Annotated in this window: 10 protein-coding genes and 1 riboswitch; of the genes, 8 read left to right on the top strand and 2 right to left on the bottom strand. The window is 55.4% G+C overall.

Annotated elements, in window-relative coordinates:
* The first annotated feature begins 10 nt into the window (after positions 1 to 10).
* Positions 11 to 1,720: a formate--tetrahydrofolate ligase gene (locus ACN08V_RS08760; protein ID WP_419105275.1), complete on the top strand. Its 1,710-nt coding sequence runs from the start codon at positions 11 to 13 to the stop codon at positions 1,718 to 1,720.
* A gap of 87 nt (positions 1,721 to 1,807) precedes the next feature.
* Here the strand turns inward: ACN08V_RS08760 and ACN08V_RS08755 are convergent, their stop codons facing one another.
* Positions 1,808 to 3,373 (bottom strand): bifunctional hydroxymethylpyrimidine kinase/phosphomethylpyrimidine kinase, encoded by a 1,566-nt coding sequence (locus ACN08V_RS08755; protein ID WP_419105274.1) that lies wholly within the window; start codon positions 3,371 to 3,373, stop codon positions 1,808 to 1,810.
* A riboswitch (TPP riboswitch) is annotated at positions 3,362 to 3,462 on the bottom strand. (Overlaps the previous gene by 12 nt.)
* Positions 3,463 to 3,553: 91 nt before the next feature.
* A complete protein-coding gene (locus tag ACN08V_RS08750; RefSeq protein WP_419105273.1) occupies positions 3,554 to 4,246 on the bottom strand; it encodes an MBL fold metallo-hydrolase in 693 nt (230 codons plus the stop codon).
* A gap of 42 nt (positions 4,247 to 4,288) precedes the next feature.
* Here ACN08V_RS08750 and ACN08V_RS08745 point away from each other — a divergent pair, with 42 nt between their 5' ends.
* The 7 genes from ACN08V_RS08745 to whiA all read left to right on the top strand — a co-directional run bounded on the left by ACN08V_RS08745 (position 4,289) and on the right by whiA (position 13,286).
* Complete coding sequence (locus ACN08V_RS08745; protein WP_419105272.1) at positions 4,289 to 4,438, top strand: hypothetical protein; 150 nt, start codon at positions 4,289 to 4,291, stop codon at positions 4,436 to 4,438.
* Positions 4,439 to 4,569: 131 nt separating this feature from the next.
* Positions 4,570 to 7,449: an excinuclease ABC subunit UvrA gene (uvrA, locus tag ACN08V_RS08740; protein ID WP_419105271.1), complete on the top strand. Its 2,880-nt coding sequence runs from the start codon at positions 4,570 to 4,572 to the stop codon at positions 7,447 to 7,449.
* Positions 7,450 to 7,538: 89 nt separating this feature from the next.
* Positions 7,539 to 8,228, top strand: coding sequence for a lysophospholipid acyltransferase family protein (locus ACN08V_RS08735; protein WP_419099779.1), 690 nt, complete (start codon positions 7,539 to 7,541; stop codon positions 8,226 to 8,228).
* 20 nt (positions 8,229 to 8,248) lie between these two features.
* A complete protein-coding gene (gene uvrC / locus ACN08V_RS08730; protein ID WP_419105270.1) occupies positions 8,249 to 10,210 on the top strand; it encodes an excinuclease ABC subunit UvrC in 1,962 nt (653 codons plus the stop codon).
* A gap of 120 nt (positions 10,211 to 10,330) precedes the next feature.
* A complete protein-coding gene (gene rapZ / locus ACN08V_RS08725) occupies positions 10,331 to 11,221 on the top strand; it encodes an RNase adapter RapZ (protein ID WP_419099777.1) in 891 nt (296 codons plus the stop codon).
* Positions 11,221 to 12,243 (top strand): gluconeogenesis factor YvcK family protein, encoded by a 1,023-nt coding sequence (locus ACN08V_RS08720; RefSeq protein ID WP_419099776.1) that lies wholly within the window; start codon positions 11,221 to 11,223, stop codon positions 12,241 to 12,243. The genes rapZ and ACN08V_RS08720 overlap by 1 nt, the downstream gene beginning before the upstream one ends.
* Positions 12,244 to 12,305: 62 nt before the next feature.
* Positions 12,306 to 13,286 carry a DNA-binding protein WhiA gene (gene whiA / locus ACN08V_RS08715; protein ID WP_419099775.1) on the top strand — a complete coding sequence of 327 codons (981 nt, stop codon included), beginning with the start codon at positions 12,306 to 12,308 and terminating at the stop codon, positions 13,284 to 13,286.
* Positions 13,287 to 13,694 lie beyond the last annotated feature (408 nt).

Raw genomic sequence — 13,694 nt, 5'->3', positions numbered from 1 at the left:
GGACACCCCTATGAGTAAGCCTTTTCCCACCGATCTTGAAATCGCTCAAGCAGCGACCCTGCAACCGATTACTGAGATCGCAACAGCCTCTGGCATTGACCTTGACCGTTTAGAACCCTACGGAAAGTACCTTGCCAAAGTAAAACTCACGGCTGACACCAAGGCCGAGAGAGCGCTGGCAAAAGGCGCTAAATATATCGTTGTCACGGCGGTAACCCCGACACCGCTGGGGGAAGGTAAGACCGCTACCTCAGTCTCACTTGCTCAGGGCATGGCCGCTACCGGGCGTAAGGCTATGCTGACCCTGCGCCAGCCCTCCATGGGCCCAACTTTCGGCATTAAGGGCGGTGCAGCCGGGGGCGGCTACTCCCAAATCGTCCCTATGGAGAAACTGAACTTGCACCTGACCGGCGACTTCCATGCCGTCACAGCGGCTCACAACCTGCTTGCCGCTATGATTGATAACCATCTGCACCACGGCAACGAACTGCGTCTGGATACCCGCTCTATCACCTGGCGGCGAGTGATTGACATGAACGATCGTGCCCTCCGCAACGTCGTCATAGGCCTGGGCGACCGCATGGACGGAGTGCCCCGCGAAAGTGGCTTTGACATCACCAGCGCTTCGGAGATTATGGTGATTCTGTCACTGTCCACCAGCTTTGAAGACCTCCAAGCACGACTAGCCAAAGTTGTCGTTGGCCTCAACGTAGAGGGCAACCCCGTGACCGCCGCAGACCTCAAAGCAGATGGCGCTATGGCAGTTCTCCTTGCCGATGCTATCCACCCCAACCTGCTCCAGACCCTTGAAAAAACCCCGGCCCTGATTCATGCCGGTCCTTTTGGCAACATCGCCACCGGCAATTCATCGGTTCTTGCAGACTATGTGGGGCTCGAACACGCAGACTATGTGATTACTGAGGCCGGTTTTGGTGCCGATATGGGGGCTGAACGGTTCTTCAACGTCAAGTGCCGTGTATCGGGGCTCAAACCCGACGCCGCCGTCCTAGTAGTGACCGTTCGTTCGCTCAAATCGCACTCGGGCCGTTACACTATTACACCTGGTAAGCCACTGCCTGAAGGCCTGCTTGAGGAGAACACAGCCGATGTTGAAGCCGGGGCGGCTAACCTGCTTAAGCACCTTGAGATTGTCCGCGGCTTTGGTGTGCAACCGGTAGTTGCTATCAATGCTTTCCCCACAGATTTCGAGTCTGAACACGAGACTATTCGCCGGATCGCTGAGGAGGCCGGTGCCCGCGTTGCCATTCACCGTGGTGTGGCCGAGGGCGGGAAGGGCGCAAGAGAGCTTGCCGATGCTGTGGCCGAGGCCTGCGACGACATGAGCGAATTGACCTACACCTACGAGGACTCCGATCCCCTGGCCACCAAGATTGAGAAGGTGGCTACTCAGGTTTACGGTGCGGATGGCATTGAGCTGGCACCAGCAGCTGCAAAGCAGCTGGCACGCTACGAGGAACTGGGCTACGGCAACCTACCCGTGGTGATCGCCAAAACCCACCTCTCCATTTCATCGGATCCCTCGCTCAAAGGCGCCCCGACCGGCTGGACTTTGCCCGTGCGCGAAGTACGCCTGGCGGCAGGCGCTGGCTACGTGTACGCTCTCTGCGGCACCATGCGTACCATGCCCGGGCTAGCTAAATCACCCGCTGCTGAGCGCATTGGGTTCGATGAGAACGGCACTATGGTGGGCCTGTTCTAAAGACTGTAATCACCGGTAAATAGCGCCCGCACCACCAGGAACAGGCTGTGAAGGCAGTCCGGGTGGCGTGGGCGCTTTGTTAGTTAGCTAGTTGCGTAGTTGGGCCTGAGCGAAGAAACGCAACTCGTGGAGGGCGGCCTGCTGGTAGGCCTTCTGAGCCGCTTCCAGGGTCTGGCCCGGGGCCTGCGAGAGCACCTGCTCTGCATAGGCAATAGCCTGCTCAGTTGCCTGGCGGAACTCTGGTGAACCGTACATGCTCAACCAGGCCGAGTAGGGGTGACCGGGAGTATTGACCTGAGCAAGAATTTCACCTATTTCTGCGTAGAGCCAGTAGCAGGGAAGAACCGCCGCCACCCCGATTGCGTAATCGTTGAGAGAAGCGGATGAGGTCAAGAAGTCTGTATAGGCCCTGGTGATATGGGAGGGGCCTGCACTGATATAGTCTGGCCCCAGCCAGTCAGCGTGAAGACTGGATTCGACCTCAATGCACTCCGCCGCCCCTCGCGCCCAGAAGACCTGTTCAGCAGATGAGGGAGCCTTAGCACTTAGGGTAGCAAGTGCCCGGGAGTAGCTCGAAAGATAGAGTGCGTCCTGGTCCTGGTAGAAGGTGAAGTCTGCAGTGGCCAGCGTGCCGGATGCAAGCTGCTGGATAAAGGGGAGTTCACAGATTGAGTCCCAAATCTGGCCGGTGAGTTCCCAGAGCCGTTTGGTCTGCGGGCCCGCCGCTGATATCTGAGGCGGCCTAGTGGTCGCTTCGAAGTCTCCGAGTTTTACCGGCGTCGCATCCGCTACCCGTGATTGTTCCCAGAGCCGCCAGAAGTGGTTGATCGGTCCGTGCCCTTGCCCCACGCTGAGGTGGTGACTGGTTGAGATTGCTCCATGAAGCCAGGTTGAAGTCCATTCCAGGGCTGCTTCAAGGCTTGCTCCTGTTGCCAGTCGTGTAGCGAGCGCAGCAGAAAGGCTGCACCCGGTGCCGTGGGTATTGGAGGTATCTATTTTCTTTTGTCTGAAGACGGCTGTGGTTCCTTGGGTAGTGACCACTGCGTTGCCCGCTTGGTCACCCGGTAGGTGCCCACTCTTAACGATAACTGCGACCTGGTAGCGTTCGGCGACTACCTGGGCGAGAGCACAGGCAGAGTCCCAGGTATCTGGCTCTGAGTCTTCGGCCAGAATGGCTAGCTCTGGGATATTGGGGGTGATAACCGTGGCGTACTTTAGGAATCGGCGTAGGGCATCCTCCGCCTCGGTTTCCAGCAGACGGTCCCCGCTGGTTGCGACCATGACAGGGTCAAGCACAACAAGCTGCTGTGGGTTGCTATCGAGCCATGCGGCTACAGTGTCGATGATGTCAGCAGAGCCTAGCATGCCAATTTTGACTGCATCAATGCGAACGTCCTCGCTGACGGCATCGAGTTGCGCTCGCAGAAAGTCAGCGGGCGGAACCTCGACAGCGCTGACGCCCTGAGTGTTTTGGGCGACAAGGGCCGTGACCGCGTTCATGCCGTAACCGCCTGCTGCCGCAATTGATTTGAGGTCAGCCTGCGCGCCGGCCCCTCCGCTGGGGTCCGTCCCCGCGATAGAGAGCACGTTGGGTACTGACGTTTCGAGAGCGGAAGTGCTATGAGCAAGAGGCGCAGGCAGAGGACGGCGCATGGGTTTCCCTTCGCTAGTTCTAACTAGAGCAGGTTCTGTGGGTCTAATCTCAGCCGCTTCTGCTGCCAGCGGCACCCCAAACCAAATATCGGTTTTATGCTAACAGCTGGTGAAGCCGAACACAATAAAAATTTAGGGCTCTGGTGTTCAGTTGTTTTAAGATTTCAGCTAGCCCTGCGCTTACCAGCCTCTTTCTTTCCATTCGGGCAGATGAGGCCGCTCAGCACCCAGGGTGGTGGTGTCCCCGTGGCCGGGCAGAACGACCGTGGCATCGTCATATTGGGAGAAGATACGCGCTGAAACATCGCCCAAGAGCTGGGCGAAATCTTCCGGAGCCCGGGTCTTGCCTACCCCACCGGGGAAGAGGGAGTCACCGGTGAATAGGAGGACGGGGTGCTCTTCGCTGGGGTCCCGATAGGCAAGAGCAATCGACCCGGGAGTATGCCCGCGCAGGCTTATGACTTCAAGCTCAATACCTGCTAGATTGAGGTTTTCCCCGCCGTTGAGCAGATGCTCAATACGTGTACCTTCCTGTTCCGCAATAGCATCGGCATCGGCCGAACCGCAGTAGGTGGCGGGTGACCACCCGGCAACTGCATCAGGCAAAGCCCGGATATGGTCCCAGTGGGAATGTGTGGTAATTAGTGCAAGGACTCCGGAGCCGGGCTGACCGACTTGGGCGGGGGAGTCAGTGGCGAGTGCGGCCTCAGTGAACTTTTGGATAGCGGGAAAATCATCTGCGGCATCAATGAGAATCTGGGCCCCGCTTTGCTTATGGGTGAGCAGGTAGACCTTGTTGCTCATCTCAGAGACAGCTATGCTACGGATGGTTATCAGTGGGGTAGAGGCATGGAGAGTTCCGGTTTCTGTCATACTAGTGATTCTAGGGCCCGCCCCCTCGCTCGTGAAGTGGTTGTGGAGCTTGAAATATTGCGCAAGGTGGAGCTGATCCGAGGGTCATCAGGCATAGGCTCTTTTGCGGCTCATTCCGGGCACCTCAGCTACCCCGGTATCACGGCGGTCTTTGACCGTGCAGATGAGCTGATTCCAGACAAGAACCTTTAGACCGTCACGCTAGCTAACCACTTTCAGCCGGTAGCCTAACATCCAAGCACCCTGGGCGCGGTCTGCCCAAAACTTTACTGCATAGTTTAGAATATATCTTCGAAAAGACTTTCCTGAAGATAGGTAATCGTATGGCAGGCTTAGCCTCTCGCCCCATGGCCAGCGACCTCACGCACATCCGCGTGCAGGGTGCCCGTGAAAACAACCTTAAAAACGTTGACCTAGATATTCCCCGCGATGCCATGGTGGTGTTTACCGGCCTCTCGGGTTCGGGTAAATCATCTCTGGCTTTTGACACCATCTTTGCTGAGGGTCAGCGTCGCTACGTTGAGTCACTCTCCTCTTACGCCCGCATGTTCCTGGGGCAGGTGGATAAACCGGATGTTGACTTTATTGAGGGTCTTTCGCCAGCTGTGTCTATTGACCAGAAATCTACCTCTAAGAACCCTCGCTCAACGGTGGGTACTATCACTGAGATCTACGACTACATGCGTCTGCTGTGGGCACGCGTGGGCCACCCGCACTGCCCTGACTGCGGCGAAGAAATCTCCAAGCAGTCACCCCAGCAGATTGTGGATGTGCTGATGGGCTACCCCGAGAAGACCCGTCTACAGGTTTTGGCTCCTGTTGTCTCAGCGCGCAAGGGTGAATTCGTCGATCTTTTCAAAGAGCTATCCAACGCCGGTTACGCTCGTGCCCGAGTGGATGGGCTAACTATTCAACTGCAAGACCCTCCTCAGCTTGAAAAACAGTACAAACACACTATTGAGGTGGTTGTAGACCGCATAGCTATCAAGGAGAGCGTCCACCAGCGTCTCACGGATTCCATTGAAACTGCGCTTGGTTTGGCTGATGGGAAAGTCCTGATCGATTTTGTGGATGAGGATGAAGACTCAGTAAGCCGTACCCGGTCTTTTAGTGAGAACCTGGCCTGCCCTAACGGGCATGCTCTTTCTGTGACTGAGGTGGAGCCCCGCGCTTTCTCTTTCAACTCACCCTTTGGTGCCTGTCAGGGCTGTGACGGTATCGGCTCCAAGCTCCAAGTCGATGAAGACCTGCTTATCCCCAACCCGGAGCTCTCACTGGCTGAGGGAGCAATTGCACCCTGGTCGCAGGGCAAATCAACCACTGAGTATTGGCTCCGCCTGCTTGCGGGCTTGGGCCAAGAGCTCAATTTTGATCTGGCTACTCCCTGGAAGGATCTGCCAGCAAAGGCTAGGAAGGCGATCCTCAAGGGCAAGGATTACCAGGTAACGGTAGCCTACAAGAACCGCTTCGGGCGGGAGCGCCGCTACACCTCAGGGTTTGAGGGCGTCGTCGGTTACATTAAGCGCAAGCACGAAGAAACTGAATCTGACTGGTCCAAGGACCGCTACGAGCAGTACATGCGCAATGTGGCTTGTACCGCCTGCCAGGGTGCCCGTCTCAACCCGACCATCCTGGCGGTCACCGTGGGGGGCAAGTCCATCGCAGAGGTCACGCAGTTGCCCATGCGTGAGGCTCTAGAGTTTATGCGATCCCTGAAGCTGAATGCCCGAGAAGCACAGATCGCTGAGCTGGTTCTTAAAGAAATCGACGCGCGCCTCCAGTTCCTGCTTGATGTTGGGCTTGATTACCTGAATCTGGCCCGTTCAGCCGGCACTCTTTCTGGCGGTGAGGCTCAGCGTATCCGCCTGGCAACCCAGATTGGCTCTGGTCTGGTGGGTGTTCTCTACGTACTTGATGAGCCCTCGATTGGTCTGCACCAGCGCGATAACCGCCGTCTGATTGAAACCCTGACAAAGCTCCGCGATATGGGCAACACTCTGATTGTGGTAGAACACGATGAAGACACTATGAAAGAAGCGGACTGGATCGTGGACGTTGGCCCGGGGGCCGGTGAACACGGTGGTCAGATTGTTCACTCGGGTACGTTCGCAGAGCTCCTTGACAATAAAGAGTCCGTGACCGGTGACTACATGGCTGGCCGCCGCACCATCGAGGTTCCCACAACCCGCCGTGCCGTGGACCCCAAACGCACTATTAAGGTTATTGGAGCACGTGAGAACAACCTTAAGAAGGTGGATGTAGAGTTCCCGCTGGGAGTCCTGACCGCCGTTACAGGTGTATCTGGTTCGGGCAAATCTACCCTGGTCAACGACATTCTCTACACCGCTCTGGCAAACCAGCTCAACGGTGCCAAGCAGGTGCCCGGTCGCCACAAGACCATCAAGGGTGTGGACCAGCTGGACAAAATCATCCATGTGGATCAGTCACCCATTGGTCGTACTCCGCGTTCTAACCCGGCAACTTATACCGGCGTTTTTGACCATATCCGTAAACTCTTCGCGGAAACCACCGAGGCAAAAATCCGTGGCTACCAGCCCGGCCGTTTCTCCTTCAACGTCAAGGGAGGCCGCTGCGAAGCTTGTTCCGGTGACGGTACTCTCAAAATTGAAATGAACTTCCTGCCCGATGTCTACGTACCCTGCGAGGTCTGTAAGGGTAAACGCTACAACCGTGAAACTCTTGAGGTTCATTACAAGGGTAAGACTATTGCAGATGTCTTAGAGATGCCGGTTGCCGAAGCCGCCGACTTCTTCTCGGCCTTCAGTAAGATTTCTCGCTACCTCAACACCCTGGTCGATGTGGGGCTGGGTTATGTACGTTTGGGGCAGTCTGCTACCACCCTCTCCGGTGGTGAGGCCCAGCGCGTCAAACTAGCTACCGAGCTCCAAAAGCGCTCTAATGGTCGGTCAATCTATGTTTTGGACGAACCCACAACTGGCCTACACTTTGAGGATATCCGCAAGCTGTTAGGTGTTGTGCAGGGGCTGGTCGATAAGGGCAACACAGTTATCACTATTGAGCACAATCTGGATGTCATTAAGAGTGCTGACTGGATTATTGATATGGGCCCCGAAGGCGGCGATGGTGGCGGTACTGTCCTGGCAACAGGCACACCTGAGCAGGTCGCTGCCATCCCTGAGTCACATACGGGCCGTTTCCTAGCAGAAATGCTTTTGAGCTAGACCGCGGAGGGTATGCTAAATAGGGTAAAACCGGTCAGAAAAATCAAATAAGCCGTATTTTCCCTGGAAATGAGGCTGTAGGAGCCACCATGTCATTGAAGTACAAGGCAACCCAGAAAAGTATCGAGGCTATTCTGCGTACGGTCTTTCGGGCCCGAGTTACTGGACTGGAGAACTTCCCTGCTCAAGGGCCGGTCATCCTTGCATCCAACCATCTTGCTTTCTTGGATTCAGTGATTATCTCTGCCCTGATGCCCAGGCGTGTAGCTTTCTTAGCTAAAGCTGAGTACGTTAACTCGCCCGGCTTTAAGGGCAGAGCCATGAAAACACTTTTCCAGGTTATCGATATCATCCCGGTCAACCGCACCGACAAAAAAGAATCGATGAAGGCTCTTGAGACAGCGCTCGAAAGGCTCGAAGAGGGCAAGGTCTTTGGGATTTACCCTGAAGGCACTCGATCGCGAGATGGCTACCTCTACAAGGGAAAAATTGGTGTGGCCTGGCTGGCTCACATGACCGGTGCAAGGGTAGTTCCTGTGGGATTAATCGGTACCGATAAGATTCAGAAACCTGGCTCTAACATGGTCTACCCCCACCGTTTTACGGTTCGTGTGGGTGAACCACTCATTTTTGAGAAGCTGGGGGAGAAGATGAGTGGCCGCCAGCGCCGTGAAACGACCGATACCATCATGGACGCTATCGCCCAGCTCTCTGGTCAGGCCCGCAAAAACGAGTACAACGTCTCACCGTCTGCCGAACGAGATTCCGGCAGTCTGTAACCAGTAGAAAGAAGTTTTTCTTGGCTAGTCCTGCCTCTTACCGTCCAGCACCGGGAGAAATCCCTACCCAACCCGGTGTCTACAGGTTCAGGGACGAGTACGGCCGCATTATCTATGTGGGTAAAGCCAAAAACCTGCGTAACCGACTGAATTCATACTTCGCGAAGGTCGATTCGCTGAGCCCTAAAACCTATGCCATGGTTCATACCGCCGCGTCAGTGGAATGGACGGTTGTAGGTAGTGAGCTTGAATCTCTCCAGCTTGAGTACACCTGGATTAAAGAGTTCAAGCCTCGGTTCAACATTGCCTTCCGCGATGATAAGAGCTATCCCTACCTGGCAGTTACTCTCAAAGACCGCTACCCGCGGGCCCAGGTGATGCGCGGTGAGAAAAAGAAGGGTGTCCGCTACTTCGGGCCCTACTCACAGGCCTGGGCTATCCGTCAGACTCTCGATGCTCTCTTGCGTGTATTCCCCGTGCGGACCTGTAGCACTGGAGTTTTCAACCGGGCTCAGGCATCAAATCGCCCCTGTCTGCTGGGCTATATTGACAAGTGCTCTGCACCCTGCGTAGGAAAAATCAGCAGGGAAGACCACGCCGCCCTGGCTGAACAGCTCTGTTCCTTTATGGCCGGTGGTGCTGAAAAATATATAGCTGAGCTGACAGCCCAGATGAAGCAGGCAGCAGCCGACTTTGATTTTGAAAAGGCTGCTCTGCTACGGGATGATATCCAAGCTCTCACTAAGGCTTTTGAACCTAATGCGGTGGTTCTGCCCGATTCGGTCAACGCCGATATCTTTAACTTTGTAGAAGATGATCTTGAAGCTGCCATTCAGGTCTTTTATGTACGCAGTGGCCGCATCCGAGGCCAACGCGGCTGGATCGTCGAAAAGGTGGAAGACTCAAGCCCGCAGGCGCTCATGGATCAGCTTCTCGTGCAGGTCTACGGTGAGTCAGCAGCAAGTCTGGCGGCAGGCACCACCGAAGAGGAGATTAACCATAACCTTAACGAGATACCCCGCCAGATTAATGTTCCTGTGCTTCCTGAGAATCAGGAGCGGCTCGAAGAGTGGCTTAGCGGTGTTCGGGGTGCCAAAGTTTCTATCAGTGTTCCTCAGCGCGGTGACCGGGTAGAGCTCATGGATACGGTGAGGGAGAACGCCCGGCAGGCTTTAGCGCTCCATAAGACCAGACGAGCCGGGGACATTACTACCCGGTCAGCATCACTGGTTGAGCTCCAGGAGACCCTGGAACTCCCCGAACCTCTCATGCGGATTGAGTGCTACGACATTTCGCATACCCAGGGCACCAACGTGGTGGCATCCATGGTGGTTTTTGAGGACGGATTGCCCAAGAAAAGCGACTACCGCAAGTTCTCGGTCACCGGTGATGCTGCGCGGGACGATACGGCCAGTATGTATGATGTCATTTACCGCCGTTTTCGCCGTTACCTCTCTGATGAGGCTGCCGGTGTTCGTTCTCCGGTGTCCGGTGAGATAAGAGACAGAGGTGAGAAGCAACCTGCCGCTTTTGCATATCCGCCCAACCTTGTGGTCGTAGACGGTGGCCAACCTCAGGTTGCTGCTGCATCTCGCGCGCTAGAAGACCTTGGAATTTCCGATATCTTTGTGGTGGGTATTGCTAAACGCTTGGAAGAGCTGTGGCTACCGGGCGATCATTTCCCCCTTATCTTGCCGAGAACTTCCGACGCGCTCTACCTGATTCAGCGGATCCGCGATGAAGCCCACCGGTTTGCCATTACTTTCCACCGAACCAAGCGCGGCCGTGAAATGGTCAAATCTGCCTTGGACACTATTGATGGGCTGGGGCCAGCTAAGCGGGAGGCCTTAATCAAGCATTTTGGTTCTCTCAAACAGCTCTCAGCTGCGGATATTGAAGAACTGCAGAAAGTCCCCGGAATTGGCCCCTCTATGGCCCAAAAAATCCACCGTCATTTCTTGTCTGAGGACACCCGGCCATAAATACTTTTTGGGGGACATATCTTGGGCATATTGCCTGCATTTTGCGGGCTTTTATGGGGTGTATGTGCGCTAGGCTATAACTAACATTGGTTCAATTTGGAGAAGCGAGAGACCCCTCACATGTCATCTGACCCCCTTGTATCTGGCGTCAAACCGCAAATCTTGGTCATCACCGGTATTTCTGGTGCAGGCCGCAGCACCGCAGCCAACACCCTCGAAGATGAGGGATGGTACGTGGTGGATAACATTCCACCTCAGATGTTCAGCAACCTTGCTCAACTTGTTAAAGACTCTCCTGCAACCATGCCTAAAGTGGCGGTTGGGATTGATGTTCGTGCGCGTCGTCTTTTGCAAGATTTGCCTGAGGCTATCAATAACCTAAGGGGCCTTGACGTTGATTTCTCCATGCTTTTCATGGACGCAGCGGATAAGGATATTATCGCCCGCTATGAGGCTCAGCGGCGCCCGCACCCCCTTCAGAAGGGCGGTTTGGTGGCAGAAGCGATTTCCGAAGAACGCAAGCTTTTTGCTGAACTCAAAGAGAGCGCGGATTACATCATTGACACCACGGGGATGAATGTTCACCAGCTGGCTAAGAAAGTGCGTGAAACCTATGCTCCAGGTAAGGAGCGCATTGTGAACATTACCGTGATGAGTTTTGGCTTTAAATACGGCACCCCCTCCGATGTCCACTACATGGCTGACATGCGGTTCATTCCGAATCCTCACTGGGTTCCTGAGTTGCGAGCCCAGACCGGTCAGGACGCTGGGGTCCGAGATTACGTCTTTTCTCATGAGGGTACCGAAGAATTTATCTCGCATTACATTCAAGCGCTTCAGCCGGTCATTGCGGGTTACCGAAAGGAAGGTAAACTGTACGCAACCTTTGCTATTGGGTGCACCGGCGGTAAGCACCGCTCAGTTGCTGTAACTGAAGAAGTTGCCCGCCGACTGCGCCAAATGGACGATGTAAACATTTCGATTCATCACCGTGACATGGGTAGAGAATAATGCCTGAGACTTTTCGCGCACCCCGTTTCCCCGAGACGGGACTCCTGCCAATCATTCATCAGGGGCACCCTCTTCCGGTCAGAGTGACAGCTCTGGGCGGGGGGCACGGCCTCTATGGATCCTTGTCTGCCCTTAAATTGATTACCAGTGCTCTGACCGCAGTGGTAACGGTTGCCGATGATGGGGGTTCCTCCGGCAAGCTACGCCATGAACTTGATGTTTTACCTCCCGGTGATCTGCGTATGGCGCTGTCTGCCCTGTGCGATGACACTGACTGGGGACGTACCTGGCGTGATGTTATGCAGCACCGTTTCACGCAACGGACCGATGCCCGGCCGACTGCCCTGGAGAACCATGCCTTGGGTAACCTGCTGATTGTGGCTCTGTGGGATCTGCTGGGTGACTGCGTTGCCGGTCTTGATTGGGCAGGTGCCCTGCTCAACGCACGAGGGCGGGTCCTGCCGATGTCGCTGACACCTCTGGTTATTGAGGGCGATATTGTAAGCACCAATGAGCACGGCGTGGAATTTCGCGATACCGTGCAGGGCCAGGCGACTTTGGCTAAGGCCGGTAGAGTAGATAAAGTTCGTCTTCTTCCTGCGGAAGCTGAGCCCTGCCCCGAAGCAGTCAGCGCGGTTCACGAGGCTGACTGGGTAGTTCTGGGTCCTGGTTCATTCTTTACCTCCCTTCTGCCTCACCTCTTACTGCCCGGTTTACGTGAAGCAATTCTCAATACCAGTGCCAAGATTTGCCTGGTGATGAATTTGGAGCTGGACGGTAAAGAAACGCAGGGTATGAGTGCCGCCGACCACCTTCTCGTTTTGCGTGATTACGTTCCAGAAATTAGGGTTAATACAGTTATCGCTGACCCTGCCGCCACTGGGGAGCGAGAAATCTTTGAAAATGTTGCTAGCCAGCTCGGTGCCGAGGTCCTTTGGGTCGAGGTGGCGGAAACCGATCAGCCGGGGGTCCACGACCCCCTCAAATTGGCTGCGGCCTATAAGCAGGTTTTCAAATACTGAGGTCGGGATCTCCCGGCACACCCTACTGACTTGAGCAGTTAAACTTTTGGAGGAAGACCAGCATGGCCCTAACGGCATCGGTCAAGGAAGAGCTGGCACAGTTTGAAGCGAACCGCTCATCTGTGCGTAAAGCTGAGGTAGCCACTATCTTGCGTTTTACCAACGGCTTGCACCTGGTTCAGGGCAAAATTGTGGTTGAGGCCGAGGTCGATTTGGAGTCTACTGCTGAGCGGCTCAGATACAACATCGCAGAGATGTATGGGCATGAAGCATCTATTACCTCTATCTCTGGTGGCGGCCTGCGCCGCGGTGGTCGCTACGTGGTTCGCGTTGATCAAGGCGGCGAAGCTCTGGCTCGTCAGACCGGTCTGCTTGACGGGCGAGGTCGCCCGGTTAGGGGCCTACCTCCGGCTGTTGTAAACGGTTCCTTGGCTGACGCCGAGGCTGTGATGCGCGGGGCCTTCTTAGCGCACGGTTCGTTGACTGAGCCGGGCCGCTCGTCAGCTCTTGAATTTACCTGCCCCGGTCCTGAGGCCGCGCTGGCCTTGGTGGGGGCGGCTCGTCGTCTGGATGTTATCGCTAAGGCCCGCGAAGTGCGCGGTGTTGATCGCGTTGTAGTGCGTGATGGGGAGACCATTAGCTTGCTCCTTGAGCGTATGGGGGCTGTTGATGCTCTGGATAACTGGCGGGAGCGTCGCGCCCGTAAAGAAGTGCGTGCCACTGCCAACCGTCTGGCTAACTTTGACGACGCTAACCTGCGTCGTTCAGCTCAGGCTGCTGTTGCCGCCGGGGCCAGGGTTGAACGTGCTCTTGAAATTTTGGGCGATAAAGTTCCTGACCATCTACGCTATGCAGGTGAGTTACGTGTAGCGCATAAGCAGGCCTCACTGGATGAGCTGGGTCGTCTGGCTGACCCACCTATGACTAAGGACGCTATCGCAGGTCGAATCCGTCGTCTCATTGCCATGGCCGATAAGCGAGCTGCTGAACGCGGTATCCCCGGTACTGAAGCCGGGGTGGGGGCACACGGTCAGCACCAGTAGTTTCTTACTTTTTTGAGTGTGGTGAGCCGTCCTTACTTGCGGGTGAGGACGGCTCTTCTGCGTCTTGAGCGGTTCACTGCTGGTCATATGCTCAACGTGCAGATAGTAACTTCTAACCTTGGCCAATCAAGAACCCAGCTTGTCTTCAGATAATCGATGTGGGTTTTTGTTGGTTTGCCCTTTACTGGGTGGTATTTATCATGAATTTAAGGGGTGGGAGCCACATTCGGTGGGGAAAACTGAGTGAACAATGAGTGAAACACACTTAAATCCACCTTTAAATACGACAGAAACACACCAAAACTCACATAAACAGGGTATGATAGAAAACGAACCGGACGAGAGCTCGGCTGCCGAGCTGACAGGAACTAAAGTTCCCGAGTTCGGCAACGATACGCCCTTCAGAGG

The sequence above is a fragment of the Rothia sp. P5766 genome (assembly GCF_048513555.1).
Taxonomy (GTDB): Bacteria; Actinomycetota; Actinomycetes; order Actinomycetales; family Micrococcaceae; genus Rothia.
The sequence above is the reverse complement of the archived record's forward strand: the minus strand, read 5'-3'. Positions and strand labels throughout refer to the sequence as shown.

Excerpts from the sequence above, each read along its gene's own strand:
- ACN08V_RS08720 (WP_419099776.1), top strand. The coding sequence starts at position 11,221 with ATGCCTGAGACTTTTCGCGCACCCCGTTTCCCCGAGACGGGACTCCTG.
- ACN08V_RS08735 (WP_419099779.1), top strand. The coding sequence starts at position 7,539 with ATGTCATTGAAGTACAAGGCAACCCAGAAAAGTATCGAGGCTATTCTG.
- rapZ (WP_419099777.1), top strand. The coding sequence starts at position 10,331 with ATGTCATCTGACCCCCTTGTATCTGGCGTCAAACCGCAAATCTTGGTC.
- uvrA (WP_419105271.1), top strand. The coding sequence starts at position 4,570 with ATGGCAGGCTTAGCCTCTCGCCCCATGGCCAGCGACCTCACGCACATC.
- ACN08V_RS08760 (WP_419105275.1), top strand. The coding sequence starts at position 11 with ATGAGTAAGCCTTTTCCCACCGATCTTGAAATCGCTCAAGCAGCGACC.
- whiA (WP_419099775.1), top strand. The coding sequence starts at position 12,306 with ATGGCCCTAACGGCATCGGTCAAGGAAGAGCTGGCACAGTTTGAAGCG.
- ACN08V_RS08755 (WP_419105274.1), bottom strand. The coding sequence starts at position 3,373 with ATGCGCCGTCCTCTGCCTGCGCCTCTTGCTCATAGCACTTCCGCTCTC.
- ACN08V_RS08750 (WP_419105273.1), bottom strand. The coding sequence starts at position 4,246 with ATGACAGAAACCGGAACTCTCCATGCCTCTACCCCACTGATAACCATC.